This window comes from Streptomyces sp. MI02-7b (assembly GCF_033793585.1).
Lineage (GTDB): Bacteria > Actinomycetota > Actinomycetes > Streptomycetales > Streptomycetaceae > Actinacidiphila.
Genome location: NZ_JARAWX010000030.1, coordinates 48,347 through 70,358 on the forward strand (window position 1 = coordinate 48,347; position 22,012 = coordinate 70,358).

Annotated in this window: 13 protein-coding genes; 6 read left to right on the forward strand and 7 right to left on the reverse strand. The window is 72.9% G+C overall.

The features are described 5' to 3' along the window. Positions 1-59 precede the first annotated feature (59 nt). On the reverse strand, positions 60-4,031 hold the full coding sequence (locus PV364_RS34835) for a metallophosphoesterase (RefSeq protein WP_319664716.1): 3,972 nt from the start codon (positions 4,029-4,031) through the stop codon (positions 60-62). A gap of 299 nt (positions 4,032-4,330) precedes the next feature. On the opposite strand from PV364_RS34835, the gene PV364_RS34840 reads away from it, so the two are divergent. Next, on the forward strand, positions 4,331-6,895 hold the full coding sequence (locus tag PV364_RS34840; protein WP_319664717.1) for an ADP-ribosylglycohydrolase family protein: 2,565 nt from the start codon (positions 4,331-4,333) through the stop codon (positions 6,893-6,895). 561 nt (positions 6,896-7,456) lie between these two features. Next, a complete protein-coding gene (locus PV364_RS34845) occupies positions 7,457-7,984 on the forward strand; it encodes a DUF5994 family protein (RefSeq protein ID WP_319664718.1) in 528 nt (175 codons plus the stop codon). Between the two features lie 827 nt (positions 7,985-8,811). Here the strand turns inward: PV364_RS34845 and PV364_RS34850 are convergent. Further along, entirely contained in the window at positions 8,812-9,540 is a 729-nt protein-coding gene (locus PV364_RS34850; protein WP_319664765.1) for a hypothetical protein, read from the reverse strand. After that, on the reverse strand, positions 9,540-10,115 hold the full coding sequence (locus PV364_RS34855; RefSeq protein WP_319664719.1) for a DUF5994 family protein: 576 nt from the start codon (positions 10,113-10,115) through the stop codon (positions 9,540-9,542). The genes PV364_RS34850 and PV364_RS34855 overlap by 1 nt, the downstream gene beginning before the upstream one ends. A 781-nt stretch (positions 10,116-10,896) precedes the next feature. Here PV364_RS34855 and PV364_RS34860 point away from each other — a divergent pair. The 4 genes from PV364_RS34860 to PV364_RS34875 are packed head-to-tail and all read left to right on the forward strand — an operon-like array spanning position 10,897 to position 14,324. Continuing rightward, positions 10,897-11,076, forward strand: coding sequence for a hypothetical protein (locus PV364_RS34860; protein WP_319664720.1), 180 nt, complete (start codon positions 10,897-10,899; stop codon positions 11,074-11,076). Further along, the gene (gene gnd, locus PV364_RS34865) at positions 11,066-12,097 is read left to right on the forward strand and encodes a phosphogluconate dehydrogenase (NAD(+)-dependent, decarboxylating) (protein ID WP_415924645.1); all 1,032 of its coding nucleotides are present in this window, start codon (positions 11,066-11,068) and stop codon (positions 12,095-12,097) included. The genes PV364_RS34860 and gnd overlap by 11 nt, the downstream gene beginning before the upstream one ends. Before the next feature lie 7 nt (positions 12,098-12,104). Continuing rightward, positions 12,105-13,565 (forward strand): glucose-6-phosphate dehydrogenase, encoded by a 1,461-nt coding sequence (gene zwf, locus PV364_RS34870; RefSeq protein WP_319664721.1) that lies wholly within the window; start codon positions 12,105-12,107, stop codon positions 13,563-13,565. A 60-nt stretch (positions 13,566-13,625) separates the two neighbouring features. Further along, the gene (locus tag PV364_RS34875; RefSeq protein ID WP_319664722.1) at positions 13,626-14,324 is read left to right on the forward strand and encodes a GNAT family N-acetyltransferase; all 699 of its coding nucleotides are present in this window, start codon (positions 13,626-13,628) and stop codon (positions 14,322-14,324) included. 33 nt (positions 14,325-14,357) lie between these two features. Here the strand turns inward: PV364_RS34875 and PV364_RS34880 are convergent, their stop codons facing one another. The 4 genes from PV364_RS34880 to PV364_RS34895 form a co-directional block, all read right to left on the reverse strand. Then, positions 14,358-16,049: a hypothetical protein gene (locus PV364_RS34880; protein WP_319664724.1), complete on the reverse strand. Its 1,692-nt coding sequence runs from the start codon at positions 16,047-16,049 to the stop codon at positions 14,358-14,360. Further along, positions 16,046-16,771 carry an ABC transporter ATP-binding protein gene (locus PV364_RS34885; protein ID WP_319664725.1) on the reverse strand — a complete coding sequence of 242 codons (726 nt, stop codon included), beginning with the start codon at positions 16,769-16,771 and terminating at the stop codon, positions 16,046-16,048. Before PV364_RS34885 ends, PV364_RS34880 begins: the two co-directional genes overlap by 4 nt. A 441-nt stretch (positions 16,772-17,212) precedes the next feature. Further along, positions 17,213-21,556: a trypsin-like peptidase domain-containing protein gene (locus tag PV364_RS34890; RefSeq protein WP_319664726.1), complete on the reverse strand. Its 4,344-nt coding sequence runs from the start codon at positions 21,554-21,556 to the stop codon at positions 17,213-17,215. A 42-nt stretch (positions 21,557-21,598) separates the two neighbouring features. Continuing rightward, positions 21,599-21,964 (reverse strand): CU044_2847 family protein, encoded by a 366-nt coding sequence (locus PV364_RS34895; RefSeq protein WP_319664728.1) that lies wholly within the window; start codon positions 21,962-21,964, stop codon positions 21,599-21,601. Positions 21,965-22,012 lie beyond the last annotated feature (48 nt).

The window sequence follows — 22,012 nt, forward strand, 5'->3', positions numbered from 1 at the left end:
GCGCGGGTACGGGCGACAGGCGACCCGTCACGCGGTCAGGAGGTCAGGAGGTCAGACGGTCACCTGCGGACGGCGGACGAGGCGAACCAGGGGTACGCGGACTCCTCGGGTCCCCAGGAACCCGCCCGGCCCCGCGCGTCCTTGGTCACGAGGACACTCGGCTCGGAGGAGGTGACCCCGCCGCCGGTGGAACGCGCCGTCACGAGCCACGCGTGGGTCGTGTCCGGCTCCAGGTCCCGCCAGGTCACCGAGGCGACCCGGCCGGAGGCGACCGTGGTCTCGCCGATGACGCTCACGGGCGTGTAGAGCGCCAGCGAGTCGGTCCTGAAGGTCGTCTTGCGGCTGCTGAGGTCGATCGGCAGCACCATGTTGTCCTCAGTGCCGTCGTACCGGTGGTCGGTGTCGTACTCGGTGGCTCCGAACTCGTCGAGCAGCGGCGAGTAGGTGTCGACGGTCAGCTGGGAGCGCTTGACGTCGAACTGGAGCATCCGGAAGAAGCTCGCACCGAACTGCAGCTGGTCGTCGGGCTTGTAGCCGCCGATCTCGGTGAGCCCGAGCCGGTCCGCCGACACCGTGTAGAACTGGTAGTCCGCCAGCAGCTCGACGACGTCGTGCGCGACCTTGCCGACCCGGGGCTTGAGGTTGGTGCCGACGCCGTGCTCGTGACCGGCGAGGATCAGGAACACGTTCGGGTTGTCCTGGACCACGGTCTTGTACAGCATCGATCCGTCGGGCGCGGAGAACGGGGCGCCGCGTCCGTTCGGGTTGCCGCTCGGCGCGAGGTAGTCGTGCGAGAGCAGGATGCCGTTGCGGTCGGGGAAGCGCTTGAAGACCGAGTCGGCCCATTCGGCCTCCTCGCGCGTCACTCCGTAGGACAGGCCGACCACGACGAAGTCGAGGCCGCCGGCGGAGAACAGGTCGTAGTGGTTCTGGTTGTCGCCCGCGCGCCACGGGCCGCCGTACTCGGCGTGCTCCCAGCCCTTGGACAGGGCCTGGTAGCGGTCGGGGCCGTAGTACTTGTTGTAGATCGCGTCCGGGCCGTTCTCGGTGCCCGACTGGTTGTCGTGGTTGCCCGCGATGACGCCGTTGGGCACGCCGGCGTCGTCCAGGATCCTCTGCTGCTTCGAGGACACCTCCAGCTCGCCGGTGACCTGGCGCCGGGTGGCCTCGTCGGCGGGCTTGCGGATGTTGTTCTCGATGAGGTCGCCGGTGTGGGCGACGTAGGCGATCTTGCGTTTGTCCTTGTTGTCGACGATCCAGCGGGAGACGTCGCCGTACGCCTTCTCCCACACCGCCCGCTCCTCGGGCGTCTCCTGCTCCACCGCGCCCTCGGAGAGGTACTGCGTGTCGGTGTAGTGGACGATCGAGAAGTCGTACGCGTCGGGGTCGGCGAACGTGTTCGGGTCTCCGGCGTCGATGTCGTCGGCGAAGGGGTCCTCGCCGGTCACCATGGCGTGGACCTTGGTGCCGTCGACGTAGCGGCGGTCGACCGTGGCGGTCAGGACGGTGTCGCCCTTGACGGCGCCGCGGGCGCTGGTCAGGACGTCCCACTTGTCCGTCGCGGAGTTCCACACGCGCAGCGCGGCGAGCCGCTCGGGGTCGATGGTCCCCTCCCAGCGCAGCACCGGCGCGTCGACGAGGTTCTTCACCTTGACGTCGAACCGCTGGTAGCTGACGGCGTCCGCCGCCGGCGCGTCGATCGTGCGGCCGTCGGCGGGCTCGATGCCGGTGGCCTTCAGCTTCTGCTCGCCCTCGACCTTGAGGGTGGTGGGCACGGTCGCTGCGGTGCCCTGGTAGACGTGGTCGGGCGTGACGATCTCGGTCTCGGAGAACGTCGCGTTCACCTCCCCGCCGTCGGGCTCGCCGACCTTGGCCGAGAGCTGGACGCTGCTGCCCGCGTCGGTCGTGCCGGACACCGGGGAGAGCCCGGTCGGGACGTCGGGGATGCCGGCGGAGCTGAACGTCACCTCGCGGCTCGCGCTGTTGCCGAGGCCGTCGGTGGCGGACACCGCCAGCGTGTGCTGACCGGCGGACAGGCCGGGGCCCACGAGGTCGCCGACCTGGACCGGCTTGCCGTCCAGCGTGACGACCGGTCCGGTCACGACGGCGGACAGGTCCTCCATGCGGACGTCGAGCACGACCGAGGCGGTCAGCTTCTGCCCGGCGGCGGGGACGCTGGAGGCCACCTTGGGGGCGGAGTTGTCGGTGGCCAGGACGCGGGTCGCGGCCTTGCCGGTCTTCGACGTCGCGGCCAGGGTGTGCCTGCCGTCGGCGATCCGCGCGGTGTCGAGGTCGGCGCGCAGGCCCTGGGCGGGGCCGTCGACGAAGAACTCGAGGTCGATCTCGGTCAGCGGGTTGACGTTGTCGCCGCAGTTGCCGTCGCCGAGGCTGTACGAGCCCTTGAGCATGCGGCCGGCGGCGGTGCCGATCGCCGGGGTGAGGGTGATGTCGGAGATCGCGAAGTCGTCGTGGTTGTCGCCGCAGGAGGTAGGGAAGGTGCCGGTGACGAAGTCGACCGTGTTCCAGCCCGGGACCAGCCACTCGTTGGGCAGCGCCAGGTTCACGCGCTGGCTGACGAAGTCGCCGTCGAGCACGTGCTGCTGACCGTTGACCAGGACCTGGTTCTGGTAGCGGGCCTCGATGGAGTTGGTGCCCACAGTGAAGCCGAGGACGGCGTTGCCGGAGCCGAGGGTCGGCGTGGCGTGCACGGCCGGGGCGTCGATCGTCCAGTGCAGCTCGGCCTCGCGCAGGCGGGTGGTGGTGTTGCCGCAGCTGCCGTCGCCCATGGCGTAGGAGTCGGCGATGCCGTGGCCGGTGACGGTGCCGCCGTCTAGGGCGAGCGCGAGCCGCGAGATGTCGAAGTCGTCGCGGTTGTTGCCGCAGGTCTCCTTGTACGGGCTGGTGACGACCGTGATCGTGTTGTCACCGGGCACCAGGAAGCGCGCCGGGACCGCGATGTCGACCCGCTGGCTCACCCAGGTGCCGCCGAGGTCGATGCGCTTGCCGTTGACGAGCAGGTAGTTGTCGTACTTGTCGTCGATCGAGTTCGACCCGACGTCGAAGGAGAAGGTGGCCGCGCCGTTGCCGAGGTTCGCGTCGGTGGCGGGCTCCTTGCCGTCCACGGTCAGCGTGGTGGTGTCGCCCTCGGTGCCCGCGGGGAAGTTCGCGAACACCGGCTGGCGGCCCTTGACCAGCGTGCCGTCCTCGGGCAGCAGCTTGGGGGCGCCCGCGGGGGCGTTGTTGACCGTCACCGTGGTCTTGACGGACTCGCCGGAGACCGTGCGCGCGCCGAGGACGTGCTCGCCGTTGGACAGCTTGGTGGTGTCCAGGTCGGCGCGCATGCCGGTGGTGCCCTGCGGGTCGCCCAGGACGAAGAAGCTCAGCGCGGCCTTCGTCAGCAGCGTGGTGTTGCTGCCGCAACTGCCGTCGCCGAAGGAGTAGGTGTACTCGTTCTCCTCGCCGTCCGCGACCTCGCCGAGCAGGTCGAGGCCGATGTCGGAGAGCACGAAGTCGTCGTAGTTGGTGCCGCAGGAGCTGTCGACCGTGCCGGCGAAGAACTCGATCGTGTTCTCGCCCTTGCGCAGGTGCTGGTTCGGGATCTCGAGGGTGCCGCGCTCGTTGACGAGGTCGCCGATGTCGATCCGGTAGTCGCCGTTGACCAGCACGTAGTTGTGGTAGCGGGCCTCCGTCGAGTTCGTCCCGACGTCGAAGCTGAGCCGGGACACCCCGATCGTCGGCTCGGCGTCGATCGCCTTGCCGTCGACGGTGATCCGCCGGATGGAGTCGCCTGCGGCGGTCGGCGTGGCGACGACCTCCTCGGTGCCCTCCAGGTACGCGCCGTCGCCGGGCGTGAGGGTCGGCAGGCTCGTGGCGCCGGCCGGCGTGCTCCGCTGCGACGGCCCGGCCTCGGCGGCGTACGCCGCGGTCAGGTTCCCGCTCACGAGCAGCAGGGAGGCCAGCGCCGCACCGAGCAGCCGCCGCCCGCCCGATCCCTCGTCTGGCCGTCTGCGCCACTGTGTTGGCCGCTTCACGTACTGCCCCTCCCGATCGGTACAAGGTCAAGGGCACGTCGGGAAAGGACCACGACATGCCCATGGTGGATCCTGGGTGGCGTAAATGAACGCAGTTAAAGCAGAGGTAAACGACCAGCGGAATGGTCCGTTCGGGGCGGGCGGGGACGGCGGCCCAAGGCGGCTTGTCCACCAGCGCGTTGGGCCCGGCAGGCGCCACATAACGTCCTCTTGACGATAAGTGCTCCGCATGCGAGGCTGACGCCACATCAGGGCCGCGGCCCGCCGTGCGCGGATCGCCCGATGACCTGGAGGACCTCATGGCGCACGCCCCCGTACGCAACCCCCATCTGGACGCGCGGGCCTCCGACCGGGCTGCCGGGGTGCTGCTCGGCGCGGCGGTGGGCGACGCGCTGGGTGTGCCGTACGAGTTCAAGGCGACGCTGAGCGAGGACCAGCGGCCCCGGATGATCGGCGGTGGCCTGGGCCCGTACGAGCCCGGCGAGTACTCCGACGACACGCAGATGCAGGTGTGCATCGCCCAGGTGGCGGCGACCGGCGCGGATCTGCGCAGCCCCGGGGCCCTCGACGCGATCGCGCGCAACGTCCAGAACTGGCTGAGCGGCGGGGCCAGCGACGTCGGCAACCAGACCCGCACGATCCTGACCGCCTCCGCCCACGCGCCCGGTTCGGCGGGCACGGCGATGCGGGAGGCCGCCCGGGAGTACACCGCCGGCACCGTCCGCAGCGCCGGGAACGGCTCGTTGATGCGGACCGGGATCGTCGCCCTGGCCCACCTCGACGACGCCGCCGCGATGGCCGAGGCCGCGATCGCCGTCAGCGCGCTCACCCACCCGGACCCCGACTGCGCCGACGCCTGCGTCCTGTGGTGCTCGGGCATCCGCACCGCGGTGCTGCACGGGACCCTCGACGGCGTGCGCGAGGGCCTGGACCTGCTGCCCGCCGAGCGCCGGGAGACCTGGGCGAAGCGGCTGGACGAGGCGGAGGCCCACCCGCCGCGCCACTTCCAGAACAACGGCTGGGTCGTCCACGCCCTCCAGGCCGCCTGGTCGGCCGTCACCCGCACCCCCGTGCCCGAACTGAACCTGGCCGAAGGCCGCTTCCCCGCCCAGCACCTGCAACTGGCCCTGGAGGCGGCGGTCCGCGCCGGGACGGACACCGACACCGTCGCGGCGATCGCGGGCGCCCTCCTCGGCGCCCGCTGGGGCTGCTCCGGCATCCCGCTGGAATGGCAACTGGCCGTCAACGGCTGGCCGGACCTCGCCGCGCCCGACCTGGTCCGGCTGGCGGTGCTCACCGCCAGGGGCGGGAGCGACGACAAGCTCGGCTGGCCCTCGTCGCCGCACCTGCCGTCCGGCGGCCACCTCGGCTTCGCGCTACCCCACCCCCACGACCCCGGTGTGATCCTGGGCAACCTGGCCCTGGCCCAGGGCACCGAGCCGGTCGGTGTCGACGCCGTGGTCTCGCTGTGCCGCGTCGGCACGGCGCCGCTGCTGCCCGGCACCGACATCGAGCACGTCCGCGTCTGGCTGGTCGACCGCCCGGGGCGGAACGCCAACCTCCACTACGTCGTGGACCAGGCCGCCCGCCAGGTGCTGCGCCTGCGCCAGGAGGGCAAGCGGGTCCTGCTCCACTGCTTCGCCGGGCAGAGCCGCACCCCGGCCGTCGCGGCCGTCTACAGCCACCTGGCGAAGGGCATCGACGCGGAGAGCGCGCTGCGGGACCTGCGCCGCACGCTCACCGGCGGGTGGCACCTGTACGCACACCCCGAACTCCAGGACGCGGTGCACGAACTGACCGCGCGGACGGTCCCGGACGAGGTCCAGGAGTCCCTGAAGGCGAAGGTCGCGCCGTCCCGGGCCCGCGGGCTGATGCTCGGCCTGGCGGTGGGCGAGACGCTGGGCCGCGCCGGGGGCACGCCGCCGGCCGAGGGCCCGCTGCGGGCGGGGGTCAGCACCCAACTGGCGTGCTTCACCGCCGAGGGCACGGTCCGCGCCCTCGTACGCGGCGCCGAGAAGGGCATCTGCCACCCGCCGTCGGTGGTGTGGCACGCGTACTGCCGGTGGGCCGCGCTGCAGGGCCTGGAGGCGAAGCGCTGGGATGCGGGCGAAGGGGCCTGGCCCGACGGCTGGCTCGCGCAGGTGCCGGTGCTGGCCGAACGGCGCGGCTCGGCACCGGCGACCGTGGCCGCGCTGGCCAGGATCGAGCAGGGCACGGCGGAGCGGCCGACGACGACCAGCCGCGGCTGCCACGCGCTGACCCGTACCCTCCCCCTCGCGGTGCTCTGCGCCGTGCAAGGCCCCGAGCTCGCTGCCGCGTGGGCGCGCGACGTCGCCGCCCTCACGCACGGCGACCCGGCCGCGCACTCCGCGGCAGCCCATGCGGCGGTGCTGGCCGGGCACTGCCTGACCGGCTCGCCGCTGCAACCGGCCCTGCGGGACGGCCTCAAGGCGCTGCGTGCCGCGGAGCGCGGCCCTGCTGCCAACGACCTGGACCGGCTCGACGCGGCATTTCACGAGGCCGTCGACCATCCCGCGGACGCCGGGCGGCTCGCGCGGCTCGCTCCGGACGCCACGGCGCCGGCGGCCCTGCTGGGCGGCGTGTACGTCGCCGCGTCCTTCCCGGCACGGGAGCAGGCGGGTGACGCACTGCGCTTCGCCGCCGGGGCACCGGACGGCGACTCCGTCGCCTGCGTGGCGGGCGCGCTGCTCGGCGCGTCCCACGGCGCGGAGGCCCTGCCGGTCGCCCTGGTCAGCCGCCACGAACTGGCCTGGGTCCTGGACACCTTGGCCCGCGACCTCGTCACGCGGCTCGCCCGCACGGACAGGGACGCGCACTGGTGGGGCCGCTACCCCGGCTGGTGACCCGCCTCCTGATGCGTTGGCCGCGAACGTTGCCGGGGTGTTGGTGACTCGCCGGTCGGTGCTCGCTGTGCTGGCTGGTAGGCGTCATCCTCGCTGTCGATGTGGTCGCTGGTGAGGGCGAAGATGGCAGAGCCGGTCAGACGCCGCCATGCGCTGATGTCCGTGTCGGCGGCCAGTGCCACCAGGGCCGTGTCTGGCACAAGATCCCGGAAACAGGACGATCGTCGGTCAGTGCAGGCGAAGGCGGCGTTCCCGGAGGGCGACCGCCGCCCCGTCCGGTATCGGCGCACCTGCCGGTACAGCGCCCCGGGATCGGTGGCGAGCGTGCCGGACGCTGTACGGTGAGCTCGCGTCCGCCGAGGAGGCGTGCGGCCGGGCCCGGCTCCGAATCCGAATCCGAATCCGAATACGTAGGAGCCTGACACATCCGGTGTGCGTGCCACCGTGGGGAGTACGGTGAAGGGGCCAGGCAACTTGGCCTGCCGGCAGCGGTGCCGAGGCGATGCGGCTTCGGGAGTCCGGAGGGCCGACCGGGCTCCGTGCTGACAAGCGAGAACAGCCATGGCCGACGTGGACAACCCCCATCTCCCCGAACACTTCCCGGACGAGATCCAGCGAGCGGTGAAACCCGGGACGGCGCTGCTGAGGCTGGAGACGACTCGGGACCGACAGGGAATCCTCGACGGTGCGTGGTGGCCGCGTTCCCGCGACATCGCCGCGGAGCTTCCCCGCCTGGTCACCGAGTTGGTCCGCTATCTGGGCCCCATCACGCGCGTCGGTCTGGACGCGACCGCCTGGGACGGACTCCCCACGCGCCTGACCGTTGACGACCGGGTCGTGCACATCGATTCCTTCCCCGTCGGTGACGACACGGTCCTGATCACCCGCGGTGACCGGGACCACTTCTCCCTGCTGGTGGTGCCACCGCGGGCCACCCCTGATGCGGCGCGCGCCGCGATGGCCAAGGCGGTACAGGCCGGCAACGTCGCCGGGGCCGAACAAATCCTCATCGACACAGGCACCAACCCGGATCGTCCGAGGCGCGTGGACGACGCCGGCGGGGGCCGGCAACCCGATGATCTGACGTGATGGTGCGGCCGAGGGTGGTCACCGGTCGGCTTGTGCGCCGGCCGGGTTAGCAGCGATATCGTGGGCATATGTCGGTTTATGTCAAGCTTGTGCTTGAAGCGCGGTCGCCCGCGGAGTCTTCCCAGGGGCCCCTGGACATGCAATACGAAGACAAGCCAGGGCTGGCGACGTACGAGTACGACGTGCACCCGAGCGGGGCCTTGCGGGTTTTGCGCGTCTCCGAGAACGCGCCGCACGTCATTGAGGGATTCTTCGGACCCGGCGCTTGGCTGCAGGTCACGGGCACGTATCTCCGAACGGGCTCCCAGTACTGATCGACGACCGGTACCGGCTCGACCGGGGCGCCAGGCCTCGCAGAGCGAGGATGGCGATGGGTAGGGCCGCCGGCCACGGTCGCCCAGCAGTGGCTGGGGGCCATGCCTCCCAGCGGGTCGTGACGCCGGTCCCGGCGAACCGGTCGGCGTCCCCTTGACACGCACCACTCCCCGCGGCGGCGAAGGCGGTACCCCTTGGTCCCGCATCCTGTGCGGGAGCGTCCGCGTCAACCGGAACGCAACGACCCCGGCGCATTCACACGCCAGGGCCGCCCTTCCGAACTGCTGCACGTGAGAGTGCACCAGTTCAGTACCTATCGTAATGCTGCCGCACTCTCGACGCGGAGACGCGGAGACGCGGAGACGCGAAGAGCGGGTGAGCCGTATCCCGCACCTGCAGTGCGCCCAGACGCCCGCTCCGCCCCGGCACGGTGCCGTGGCCGGGCTACGCCGGGCAGGCTGGATTCGCCCGCCCCCTCCGCCTGCCGGCCCGATCGGCCACGGGCCGGTGCGTCACCCCCAGGCGATTGCCGGCGGCCAGTCCGCCCGGCGGGCCCGGGCGGTGTCCGCTCGCTTGAGGGCCTCCGCCGCCGCGTCGCCGGCATCACGGCTGCTCGCCGCGACCCGAGGCGGAATCTCCGCAGCGTGCGCATCGCTGGCAGGGTTCGCATGGCCCGTGTCCTCCCCGGACGGGAGCGACTGCACGGCCCGAGGGGCCCGCGTGGTGTCGACCGTGAGGTGCAGGCGGGTGGTGCCGCCCTGCGGGCTTGCCGGGCAGCTGCGCTGTTCCGTACCCGCGAAGTGTTGCCGAAGGGCGTCAACGACCTCGCGCGCGGCCTCCGGGGACGCGGCGATGACGCGGACCTCGGCGAGCGCGGGCCAGGCCGGTGCCGTCCGTGCGGTGCGCCCCTCGGGTGGCGGGCGGCCCGTGACGGTGACACGACGGGGGGAGGCCAGCAGTCGTGCGGGGCGCTGCGCGCCTGCTGCCGTGGAACGGGTGGTGTGCGGCCGACGACGGCTGTCGCCTTGCGGCTCTTCGTGCACCGTCCTGGCCAGTGAGTCAGAGGAATCGACTGCGCTTCCCTCTGGGACGGCGACAGTCCGGCGACGACGGTACGGGAGGAGATCGCCATAACGGAAAGCGCTGATCCGCTGGTCGTGACGCTCGTTGAGAGCACGGATGATCAAGGCGCCCATGACGATCATCGCGAGGAGCACGGCCAGGCTGACGAGGATCGCCATCACGTCCACGTCCCCCCGGCGCGGCCGGGCACCGCCGCCATGTCGGCCGCGGACGGGGTGCCGCCTTCCGACTCCCAGACCGCTTCGCCTCTGCGATCCGTTCCCGCGGTTCGGAGGAGTTCATCGTCCGCCATGAGGCCGCTCGCGGTGAGTCCGCGCCGGGGGTCGGCCGCGGCTGCCATCAGCCTGGTCGCCGCGGCCAGATCGCATTCCGGCGGGATGACCAGCAGATCCAGGCGACCGGTGGTGTAGGAGAGCAGCAGCAGTTTGTTCGGGTCCTGTTCCCTGAACCACCCGACGTGGACGACATGTCCCGAGGCGGAGACCCTTCGCGGGATCACCGGCCAGAGCGCAGGGTTCACCGCGACGCGGGTCACTCGCGCCCAGCGGCGATCCAGTGTGTCGATCAGGGCCGGGAGTTCACGTGCGAGATCGCGGGAACGCGGCCACCAGGCTCCGTCCAGCAGACCACGCGCGGCAGCGGCCGGCTTCAGTGCCAACCGAGGCGGGGGTATCGGAGGTGAAGAATCCTGCCCATCAGCAGCGATGAGCGGTCGATCGAGGATGACACTCATGACACGGACCTGACTCCGGGCGTGTTCCCACTTGCCCGAGATGGTCGTTCGCCGGGAACGACACCGGCATGAGGGCCCGTGTGCGCAATGCTCCTGGTGACTCCAGGCTACTCCGGGTGGGGCCCCGGCGGGGCCGCGGTTCACCCGCGGGTTTCATCGCAGATGCTCAACGGGGCGAGCATGGGGTCGCGCTCGAGACGCGGGTCCGGGCGGAGGCTCGGTGCTGCGTCGAGCGCGAAACGGAGGAGTTCTGCCTGGCGGAGCACCGCCCAACAGGCCTTGCCCGGGCGTAGGCAGGACCGCTCCCGGAATCCGACTCGCCGAGCAAGCCGGGCGCCCTCTCCCGGCGCGAAATCGCCCCTCACCAGAGCCTGAACCACGCTCCGCCGTGGTTCCCCCGCCGGACGCGACGGCTGGGCACGGCTCGCGAGGGTGGCCCCGCGCACGGGAGTACACCCTCACGCCAACGGTGCTCGGCGACGCCCGGCGCGGTTTCCGCGCTCTCGGCGTCACATCCGCGCGCCGCGCGGCCCCACGTCACCGGGACGGCGCAGCGCGGCACGGGCGTCCCTGGCGGGAACCCGGCCCCCGGCGCGGGGGCGGGATCGCGGGCCGAACCCGACCGCGTCCTGGCGCCCCGGCCGGCGCGGGGAAAGGATTCCCCCTGAGCGCCGAATGCCCCGAATAGGTAGATTCGCCCCGGATGCCTGGGGCGCGGACGCCCGTAACGGCTTCCGCCGCAGGACCCCGGAACCGCGACCCCGAGGCGAGGAGGAAACCCATGTCCCGACCGGTCGTCGCGGGCATCGGCTGCCACGGGGGTCCGGCGGCGGGACCCCGGGCCGCGGCCGTTCCCGGTGACGGCAAGGCCGGTGCCACCGCGGACGCCACACACCCGGACAACGAGAACTCCGGCCCGCGCAGGCCGCCGAGGAACGGGGAAACCCACCATGGCCACTGACACACCCATGCAGCTCGGCATGATCGGGCTCGGCCGGATGGGCGCCAATCTCGTGCGCCGGCTGATGCGCGACGGCCACCGGTGCGTCGTGCACGACCTCAGCCGCGACGCCGTGCTGGAGCTGGAGAAGGAGGGGGCGACGGGCACCGCCTCCCTCAAGGAATTCGTGGAGAAGCTGGAGCCGCCCCGCAACGTCTGGCTGATGCTGCCCGCCGGGGTGGTGCAGCCGACGCTCGACGAGCTCACCACTCTGCTCCAGCCGGGCGACACCGTGATCGACGGCGGCAACTCGTACTACCGCGACGACATGACCCGCGCCCGGCAGCTCGCCGCGCAGCGGATCCACTACGTCGACTGCGGCACGTCCGGCGGCGTGTGGGGGCTCGAACGCGGCTACTGCCTGATGATCGGCGGCGAGGACGAGCCGGTGGCCCGGCTGGGCCCGGTCTTCCGCACCATCGCCCCCGGCCGCGGGAACGCCGAGCCCACACCGGGCAGGACCAGGTCCGACGGGACCGCGCCGGAGGGCTATCTGCACTGCGGGCCGAGCGGCGCCGGGCACTTCGTGAAGATGGTCCACAACGGGGTGGAGTACGGGATGATGGCGGCCATCGCCGAGGGCCTGAGCATCATCCGGCACGCGGACGCGGGCCTCGGCCGCAGGACCGTCGACGCCGAGACCGCCCCGCTGCGCGAGCCCGAGGCGTACCCGTACGAGATCGACGTGGCCGAGGTCGCCGAGGTGTGGCGGCGCGGTTCGGTGATCGGCTCCTGGCTGGTCGACCTCGTCGCCGACGCGCTGGCCCGCTCGCCCAGGCTGGACTCGTTCACCGGCCGGGTCTCGGACTCCGGTGAGGGCCGCTGGACGGTCCAGGCGGCGATCGACGAGAGCGTGCCCGCCCCCGTCATCAGCGCCGCGCTCGCCGAGCGGTACGCGTCGCGCGGACTGGGCGAGTTCGGCGACAAGGTGCTGTCCGCGATGCGCGGCGAGTTCGGCGGCCACGCCGAGAAGGCCGGGTGAAGGCGCCGTGACCCACCGTTCCCCCTCATCCAGCCACGGACCGGTCCCCGAGGACCACGTGGTGGTGCTGTTCGGCGCGACCGGCGACCTCGCCCGGCGCAAGCTGCTGCCCGGACTGTTCCACCTGGCCAAGGCGGGGCTGCTGCCGGCCCGCTACCGGATCGTCGGCTCGGCTCCGGCCAAGAGCACGCTGAGCGACGAGGACTTCCGCAAGCACGCGCGGGAGGCGGTCGCCGAGTTCGGCCGGTCGAAGCCCGAGGGCCGTGCGTGGCAGGAGTTCGAGGCCGCCCTGTCCTTCGGGGCGTGCGATCCCGGCGCCGCCGAGCCGCTGCTCGCGGCCGTCCAGGAGGCCGAGCGGGCCATCGGCGGCAGCCCGCGGCGCCTGTTCCACCTCGCGGTGCCGCCGAGCGCCTTCACGTCCGTGGTGGAGACGCTCGGGGCGAGCGGCCTCGCGAAGAACGCCCGGGTGATCGTGGAGAAGCCCTTCGGTACGGACCTCGCCTCGGCCCGCGCGCTCAACGCGTCCATCCACGCGGTGTTCGACGAGTCGCGGGTCTTCCGCATCGACCACTTCCTCGGCAAGGAGTCGGTCGACAACATCCTCGCCCTCCGCTTCGCCAACGGCCTCTTCGAGCCGATCTGGAACCGCGACCACATCAGTCATGTGCAGATCGACGTGCCGGAGAGCATCAGCATCGAGGGCCGGGCGCAGTTCTTCGAAGGCACCGGCACCTTCCGGGACATGATCGTCACCCACCTCTTCCAGCTGCTGGGATTCGTGGCCATGGAGCCGCCCACGGCACTCGAGGCGCACTCCATGCGGGACGAGAAGGAGAAGGTCTTCCAGTCGCTCAAGCCCATCGACCCGGCCCATGTCGTCCGCGGGCAGTACGAGGGATACCGCGCCGAGCCCGGCGTGGACCCGAAGTCGGACACCGAGACCTTCGTCGCGCTGCGCGTCGGGATCGACAACTGGCGCTGGGCCGGGGTGCCCTTCTACCTGCGCTCGGGCAAGTCGCTGGGCGAGGCGCGGCACGTGGTGACGCTCGGCTTCCGGGAACCGGCCCTGCGCATGTTCCCGCTGGCCGCGCGCGAGGGCGCCGGCGTCCGGAGCAACGAGTTGCTGATCGACTTCGACGACCCCGGCCGCATCATGGCCTGCTTCCTGGTGAAGGACCCCGGGCCCGCCATGCGCCTGCGCGAGGCGGAGATGGTCTTCAGCTACGCCGAGTCCTTCAACTCGATGCACGCGCTGGAGGGCTACGAGCGCCTGCTCCTGGACGCGATGCTGGGCGACCAGTCGCTGTTCACCCGGTCCGACGGCATCGAGCGCCTGTGGGAGGCGTCCGCCCCGCTGCTGGAGAACCCCCCGCCGGTGGAGCTGTACGCGCCCGGTTCCTGGGGACCGGAGCCCGCCGTGCGTCGGCTGATCGCGCCGCACCGCTGGAGCCTGCCGCGCCGGGCGTGACACCAGGGGGGCCGGGCTTCCGGGCCGCCCGGCCGGTCGCGGCCATGCCATCATCTCCGGATGACGGAGATCGCATCGGGGCTGATACGGCGCTGGGTGGACGGCTGGACCACTGCCCGCTCCCTGCCCGAGGCCGAGCAGGTCGGGCAGGCCGGGGACGGCCTGCGGTCCGCATGCGACCAACCCGGCCGCGAGGTCGAGGTGTTCGCGCTGCGTGCGGACGAGGAACCCGAGTCCGTGGCACGACTGGCGGCGGCCGTCGCCACCGCGCGGCAGATCACCTGGCTCACGGTGCCCACGCTGCGCCCGGCCGCGGTCGAAGCCGTCGTGGACGCCGCCGGACTGGGGTTGCTCCACCGGTCCGAGTCGTTCATGACGACCGACCTGACCGGGCACCCGCGGCACGTACCCCTCGCGCCGTACGAGCGCGAGGTGCGCACGGAGGGATCCGTCACGGTCGTCTCCCTCCGTGACGCCTCAGGAGAGGTGGCGGCGCGCGGATCCATTGCCGTGGTCGGTCGTGACGCGATCGCCGACCGCATCGAGACCGACCCCGCGCACCGCCGGCGCGGCCTGGGCCGCGCCGTGATGAGCGCTCTGGCGGAGTCCGCGGTCTCCCGCGGCGCCCGTACCGGTCTGCTCATCGCCAGCGAGGAAGGCCGGCGCCTCTACTCGTCCCTCGGCTGGCGCCACGCGGCCGACGTCCTGATCGCCCGCGGGCCGGTGGTTCCCTTCGGGCGGCGCCGGAGCGTGCCGTAGCCGGATGCGAAGACGCGGACGCCGGGCCCCCTGTCAGTCCGCCAGGGGAGCCGTCAGGTTCCCGATCCGCAGGACCGCCCAGCGCACCATGATCACCGTCACCATGCCGCTCGCCACGGCGGCGGTGACGATCGAGGCGGCCGAGCCGGAGTGCAGCGCGGTCAGGAACGGGACGACCAGCGTGACCACCGCCGCCAGCGCCCCGGCGCCGTACCAGGCCAGGAACAGCACCGGGCCCATACCGCCCGCAGGGGACTGAGCCGACGACATCAGCAGATGGTGCTTGGTCGCACCCCGGCAGGCGTTGACCAGCGAAGCGCCCACCAGCGCCGGCACCAGGGCCGGTGCCAGCAACGCGCGGGCCCCCGCGCCTTCCCCGGCCAGCACGCCCGCCGCCGCGAGCGCGCCCACGAGCCCCAGCACGACGGGGACCGCCGTGTGCCGCAGCATCAGGTCCCGGTAGGGGTAGGGCGCCCACGACCCGCGCCGCGTGTCGTCGGTCTCCACCCGGGCCGGCTCCAGCAGCTGGGTCAGCGACCAGTAGCCGAACACCAGTGAGGCCAGCGCCGCCGCCACGCCCGTCCCGCCGTGCGCCGAGGCCGCCAGCACCGCGCCCAGCACCGCGAGCACCCCCAGCACCAGTGCCCGGCCCAGCCGGCCCGGAGTCCGCAGCAGCGCGAGCGTGTCCCGCCACGGCACGGCCAGTTCCGCCCGACGGGGCGCAGGCAGCCTCCACCGCGCCGACCGGCCCCCGCCGGTGACCCCGGCCACCGCCTGCCGCGCGGTACGGAACTCCACCGTGCGCAGCGCGGCCATCACCCCGGTCGCGGTCCGCGAACGCCGCCGTACCGCGGACAACGGCAGCGACCCGGTGAAGCGGTGTGCGGCGACCAGCGCGCCGGCCACCACCGCCGCCAGCAGGACGCCCGCGGCCCAGCCGCCCGTCAGTGCGGCCGGGGTGGGCGCCAGCGCGGCGAGCCCGGCCCAGCCCCAGGGCCCGGACCACAGCTCCACCCGTTCCAGTCCCGGCAGCCGGTCGCCGTTGACGGCCAGCACGGTCTGCGCCACCAGCGCCAGCACCGCCATGGCGACGTACGGAGTGGCCAGCCGGGCCCAGCGGGCCACCCGCTCGCTGCCTTCCACCGCGGTGGCCAGCGCGGTCGCCAGCAGTGGCAGACCGGCGCCGCCCAGCAGGCACCAGCCGAACGCGGCCGGCAGCCCCACGCCGACCGTCAGGCCCAGCGCGATCATGCCGATCGCGGCGACCAGCAGCCCGGCTCCGCCGGCGATCGCGGCCGATCCCCAGAACCACGGCCGCAGCACGCGGGCGACGTCCACCGGCTGGGCCAGCAGCCAGTCCACGGTCTCCCGCGGCGGCACCACCGGCCCGCGCCACTGCGCGTCCCAGGCGGCGATCAGCAGCCATCCCAGCCCCAGCGCACAGGACCCGGCGGGCAGTGCGGCCAGGATCGCCGGTCCGTGGCCGGAGTAGTCGGCGCCCATCGACTTCTCGAGGAACAGCCCCATGCTCGGCAGCGCGCCCCACACGGCGAGGAGCAGCGCCACGCAGTACACGGTGTAGGCGATCTGGCCGGTCCTCTTGCGGCGGTGCGGGGTGCGCAGGTCGCGGACCAGCCGCAGCGTCTCCCGCGTCCAGTCGTCCGCGTCGGACCAGGCCGCGGAGTGCTCCCCGGTGTCCTCGGTCTCCTCTGCGAGGGCGGTCACCGGGCACCCTCCGGGGTCTCGGCCAGCCAGGTCAGTCCGTCGGCGCCGGTGGCGAGCACCTTGTCCGGGTGGCCGTTGGCCACCACCTTGCCGTCGCTGAGGACCAGCACCTGGTCGGCGACCGCACGGGCCAGCTCTCCGTGGTGGGTCACCAGCAGCACGGCGACGCCCTCCGCGGTCTCCTTCTTGATCAGGTCGGCCAGCTGACGCCGCGCGCCCGGATCGAGTCGCTGTTCCGGCTCGTCCAGCAGCAGCAGGTCGCGCGGCCGGACCATCGCGGAGGCCAGCAGCAGCGACTGGAGTTGCCCGGAGGACAGTGCGCCGGGCAGCGCGTCTGCGTGGTCGGTCAGCTTCCGCTCGGCCAGTACGTGGCCGATCCAGTCGCCGGCGTCCTCCACACCGTGGGCCACCGCCACCAGCTGCAGATGCTCGCGCACGGTCAGGTCGGGGTAGCAGGCCGCGGTGTCACCGACCACGGCCACCCGGGCCCGGACCACCGGGTCGTTCTCGTTCATCGGCTTGCCGTCGAACGTCACCGTGCCGGTGCTCGGCTTGTCCCGTCCGGCCGCTATGCGCAGCAGGGTCGATTTGCCGGAGCCGTTGTGGCCGAGCAGCGCCACGCACTTCCCGGACCGGAGCCGCAGGTTCACGGTGGTCAGCGCTGTGCGCTTGCCGTAGACCCGGCTGACGCCGCTGAGTTCGAGCAATGGTGGTGCACCCATGTCGCCGGGCCTCTCGTCAACCGCGAACGCTGTCCCCGCTACGGCCTCGGAGATGGCGGCCCGGAGCGGTCCGGCCATTGTCCACGCTCCGCCCGGGCGGCGGCCATCGGCCCGGGGTGTCCCCGGTCCACTGTGTGTGCGGGGCGGCGGCGAGTGGTGAGAGGTCGCGGTCCATGAGGACCCGGTCCCGGTGGTCGGCCCGTCACCGCGCGGTCAGCGGTCGACGGTGGCCGACGACCGTCCGGCGGCGGAGCCGGAGGACCTTTCCGGCCCGGCCACGAAGTCGCGGGTGGGCAGTCGGTGCGGGTGGAGCAGGGGTGCGGCCGTTGCACGCCATCAGGGCGAGGACCGGGCGTGAGCGGGCTCCGACCTCGACCGCACCTGGCAGGAACACGGCCGCGCCCACGAGACCGTCCGTGCCGCGGGCCGCCACGTACCGGCTCAGCCGCAGACGTGGTCCGTCCTGCTGCCCGGCGGAGTCAGGGCCTTCTCCCCCGTCGTGAGGCCGCGTCCCGCCACCGCGCACAGCTTGTCCAGCCACTTCTCCGGATCGAGTGCGAGGACGTAGCCGTCCGACCCGTCGACCAGCCCCATGGACGCCCCGTCCTCGGTCAGGTCGGCGGTCGCGCCGTACCCCGGCGTGAAGTGGTAGCGCTCGGTGCGGCCGCGGACGTCCCAGACGGTGTACTCGTTCTGCGTGCTCTGGGTGCTCAGGGTCGACTCCGAGGCGAAGGCGCCCAGCCACTGGACGCCCCGGTAGGTCAGCGGCTCCAGCCACTTGTCCTCGCCTGCCTTGTCCATGTCCCACACCCGAACGGCGCCGTCGTAGGTCAGCACCGCGAGGAACCGGCCTGTCGGGTCGAAGCCCAGCTGCTTGACGCCGTCGGACCCCCCGACGGCGAGCGACTCGACCTCCCGGCCCTCCTCGAAGTCCCAGATCACGATGTCGGATTTCCCGGCGGGGGCCCGTACCGCCGCCTGCCCGTGGCCGGGGCGTGCCGCCGCCCAGGTGCCGGCGGCCGCGAGCGAGACCTCAGCCGGCTCCTGCGCCCTGGGCCGGTAGGCCGTGCCCACCTCACGGCCCCGAGCCAGGTCCCAGCGCTCGACGTAGGACAGCGCCGAGATCACCACGTGGTCCGGGCCGTCGAAGGTGACGTCGACCCACGCCGGAGTGCGCCCGGAGCGCGGGTCGGGGTCGGGGTCGGTGGGGTCGATGTCCGGTGGTCGTGGCAGATCGATCCGGTCCAGCTCGCGCAGGCTGTCCGCGCCCACCTCCCAGACCAGGACGGTGCTGCCGTCCGCCGCCGTCGTGAGGACCCGGGTGCCGTCCGGGCTGAACGCGGCGTACCGGGCGGCCAGCGGACGGGACGGCCGCACCGCCGCCCGCATCCGGTGCGTCCGCAGGTCCCACAGGCGCAGTCCCTTGCCGTCGGCGTCGACGCTGAGGACGCGGTCGTGGTCGGCGTCGACGGTCCTGACGCGGGCGGTGAGCATGGTGGTGTCGAACGCGGACGGCTCCGGGACACGCGCCACCATCACCGACCCCGCGATGCCGACCGCGGCCCGGAGTTCGCCCGGAGGTCCGGTGAGTGACAGTGCGGGCAGCTGGGACTCGCCGGTGAACGAGGCGTCCTGCTGTGCCGGCGCGGGCAGGTCGAAGGTGCCGGCGCGGCCCTGGGCGAGGTCGAACACCAGGAACCGGAACCGGCCGAGCGAGGTGCCGAAGCGCTGCACCGGGTTGATGAGGAACCGGCCGGTCCGGTCCAGGCGCGGCACGTTCAACGGGCAGACCAGGCCCAGTTGCCGCGTGCTGTACTGCATGCGCACTTTCGGCGTGCCGGTCAGGTCCCAGGACTGCAGGAGCCCTTCCGCGGTGCACCGCACGAGCGTCCGGCCGTCGCCGCTGACCGTGACGGCGCCGGTCAGGTCCGTGCCCCACGGCGTCGATGCGCGTCGGCCGTCGGCGAGGTTCCAGCGCGCCAGGCGGCCCTGGGCGCCGTCGGCCGCGCCTTCCTGGGTGATCCGGCCGATCACGGTCCCGTCCGGGCCGAACCACGCCTGGGCCGGCTCCCAGCCCTTCGGGGCGAGCAGGGGCTTGCCCACGCTCCGGCCGCTCTGGGACTCCCATACCAGGACCCCTTCGCCGGGCAGCGCGGCGAGCACCCGGCGCCCGGTGCCGTCGAAGCGGAGGTCGGTGGCGGCGCGGGCGTTCTTCCGTACGGCGTCGCCGTCGCGCAGGACCACCGTGCGCCAGTGGTCCGCGCCGTCCGGCCCGATTCCCACCGACACCTTTCCGTCGACCGAGGCCCGCGCGGAGGCACGCCCGTCGGGTGAGAGCGCGACGATCCTCGATCCCGTCGGCAGGCCGCGGTCGTGCACGTCGTTCGTGCCGAGCGTCAGAGCGACGGCGTCACCGGAGGTCATGCCGACATTGATCCGCTTGCCGTCCTCACTCATCGCGACGTCACGGACCGGGGCGTGGTCGTCCCACACGACCCGGTCCACATGGCGCAGCCGCAGGTACTGGCTGATCAGCGCGGTGCGCGCCTCGGGCTCCTGCGCCGTGCGGTACGCCGCCGCCGAGAACAGGGCGGACGTCTCCACCGACACGTCGTCGAGTTGCTCGGCGCGCGCCGCCAGCTGCTTCGAGGCCGCCTTCCGCAGTTGCCCGTCGAGCTGGGCGTTGCGCCACACGAACAGCCCGGAGGCGGCCACCGCGAGCGCCGTCAGGGCGGCGAGTACGCCGATGGCCCACCGCCGCTGCCGCACCCGGCGCCGGGCACGCTCTTCCTGGGCCGCCCGCCCGGCGACCGAGCGGCCGACGAACTGCCGCTCCGCGTCGGTCAGTGCGGGGCCACGGCGCTCCACCCACTGCTCCGCCTCCGTGAGCCGCTCGCCCTCCAGAAGCTGGCCGCGTTCCACGTCGTGCCGAAGCTCCGCCCGCCAGGCCAGGAACTTCCGGTCCTGCCGGACGCGCTCCGCGAGCCGCTGCCAGGCGCCGATCAGTGCCTCGTGGGCGAGTTCGGCCGTCACGGGCTCCCCGCCACCGCCGCGCAGGACGAGCAGCCGCCGTTCGGCGAGCGCGGTCGCGATGCGCCACCGCGTCCCGCCCGCGTCCTCCTGTCTGAGGGCGCTGCGCATCGGGGCCTCGCCGCCCGGCAGGAAGCGGACGAGGTCGGTGAGCAGCCGCATCGCCTCGGCCTCGTCGGCCCCGCGTACGCAGCTCCGCCAGGCGGCCTCGGCGTACCGCCCCAACGCGCCCTGGACACCACCCACTTCGCGATAGGTGTCGAACCGCAGCCGGCCCGCGGCCTGCCCGTCCCACAGCTGCGCCATGACGAATCCCAGCAGGGGCAGCGCGCCGGGGCCGTCGCCCGCGTCGTCCAGCATCCGTTCCACGAGGCCGTCGTCGTACGTCACGGCGGGTGTCAGCTCGAGGGGGTCGCGGATCACCTGCTCCAGCCGCGCGCGGGACAGGGGTGCGAGCAGCCGCACCTGTCCGCGGCCGAGTGCGGGGCCGAGCAGCGGATGGCTGAGGGCCGCGTCGGTGACGTCCGACCTGAGGGTGACCAGCACCCGCAGTCCGTCGGGATGATGCGCGGGGAACAGCAGCCGGACGGCCTCCTCGATCTCGCGGTCCGGCCCGGCGAGCAGTTCCTCGCCCTGATCGAGGACGACGAGCAGCGGCTGCTCCCGCTCACCGCCGGTCATGCGCAGGACGTCCATGAGGCCGCGTTCCGTGAGGAGTTCTTCCAGTTGCCGCACTTCCTCCGCCCTCGCGGCTCCGCGCAGCTGGGGACGTACGGCGGTGACGAGCTCGGAGGCGAGCGCCGCCCGCAGGGAGGCGTCCTCACCGGGGCGCACGATCAGCACGGCATGGCCCCGTTTACGCATCCGGGGCACGACGCCGGCGCGCGCCAGCGAGGACTTGCCGCATCCGGAGGGGCCGACGAGGGTGACGCTGGGGTGCGGGCCGGCGACCAGGGCGGTGACGTCGGCGACGTCGTCCCGGCGCCCGAAGTACACCGCCGCGTCGCCTTCCTGGAAGGTCGACAGGCCGCGGAAGGGTGTCGCGGGGCGGACCACGGGTGCCAGTTCGGGGAGTTCGGCGACGAGTGTGCGGGTGGGCATCAGAAAGCTCTGCTGGACCCCGCCGGGCTGGATCACGACGATCATCCCGGCGACAGCGCGCAGTTGCTCGTCCCAGACGGGGCTGCCGCTGAACCCCTCCTCGACGGGTACGCCGTGCGGATCCGCCTGCGACAGCTGGACCCAGCCCTCGGCGGTGCCTCCGCGCAGCGTGCCGTAGTGCCAGACGCCGCCCGGGGAGCGGTAGGGGAAGCCCGGGACGCGTACGTCGTGGCCCCACACGCGCTCGGTGTCGGCCATGTTCAGCGGGCGGGATCCGGGGATCGGTGCGCGCAGGCGGAGGAGCGCGATGTCGCCGGTCTGGTCCTCCCTTACCGGCACCCAGCGCTCGACCCGCGCCGAGCCGCCGCCCTGGGCGAAGGGCAGGTCGACGAGGACCTCGGTGCCGGTGGGCACGTCCTGCTCGCGGGGCAGGTCGAGGGCGTCGCTGACCACGTGGGCGCAGGTCAGGACGAGGTCGGGGGCGACGAGGAAGCCGGCGCCGGCGAGTTCGCCGTCGGGGCTCTTGACGCGGACCACGGCTGCGGCCAGTGCTTCTTCGGGGCTGCGTGAGCCGGGTCCGGCTCCTGTGCCGCCCGTTCGCGCGTCCGCGCCCGTCCCCGCGTCCGCGCCCGTCCCCGTCGTCCCGGCCGTCACTGTCGCCTCCGCGCCCCCGTGACCCCCGTTGAGTCAACTCCCTTACGGAGTATCGCCGTTGAGGTCCCTCTGGTCACCCCTGTTCCAGGTCAGCGTGACCGAGAAGTTGGCCGCGGTGGCGGTGCTGGCGATGACGACGTCCGCCTCGGCGGACAGGGAGACGCCGAATTCGAGGGTCACCTCGTCCGGGGCGTTGGCCATCCCGCGGAAGCGCCCCACGAAGCTGTCCGCGACGGGCCGCACGGTGTCCAGCATCTGCCCGAGCGTCCGTTCGGCGCGCACCACGGCCCGGCTGCCACGACCGACCCGGACGAGGCTCTCGTCCACCTCGCGGATCTGGACCCGCACCACGTCGTCGCTGCCGTCGCCCAACGGCACTTCCACGGTGTGCACAGACCGGTCGGCCATGGCGGTACTCCTTCACTCCGGCACAGCGGACGGTGATCCTAACGAGCC

Excerpts from the sequence above, each read along its gene's own strand:
- PV364_RS34845 (WP_319664718.1), top strand. The coding sequence starts at position 7,457 with ATGGCCGACGTGGACAACCCCCATCTCCCCGAACACTTCCCGGACGAG.
- gnd (WP_415924645.1), top strand. The coding sequence starts at position 11,066 with ATGGCCACTGACACACCCATGCAGCTCGGCATGATCGGGCTCGGCCGG.
- PV364_RS34895 (WP_319664728.1), bottom strand. The coding sequence starts at position 21,964 with ATGGCCGACCGGTCTGTGCACACCGTGGAAGTGCCGTTGGGCGACGGC.
- PV364_RS34860 (WP_319664720.1), top strand. The coding sequence starts at position 10,897 with ATGTCCCGACCGGTCGTCGCGGGCATCGGCTGCCACGGGGGTCCGGCG.
- PV364_RS34840 (WP_319664717.1), top strand. The coding sequence starts at position 4,331 with ATGGCGCACGCCCCCGTACGCAACCCCCATCTGGACGCGCGGGCCTCC.
- PV364_RS34850 (WP_319664765.1), bottom strand. The coding sequence starts at position 9,540 with ATGGCGATCCTCGTCAGCCTGGCCGTGCTCCTCGCGATGATCGTCATG.
- PV364_RS34885 (WP_319664725.1), bottom strand. The coding sequence starts at position 16,771 with ATGGGTGCACCACCATTGCTCGAACTCAGCGGCGTCAGCCGGGTCTAC.
- PV364_RS34875 (WP_319664722.1), top strand. The coding sequence starts at position 13,626 with ATGACGGAGATCGCATCGGGGCTGATACGGCGCTGGGTGGACGGCTGG.
- PV364_RS34855 (WP_319664719.1), bottom strand. The coding sequence starts at position 10,115 with ATGAGTGTCATCCTCGATCGACCGCTCATCGCTGCTGATGGGCAGGAT.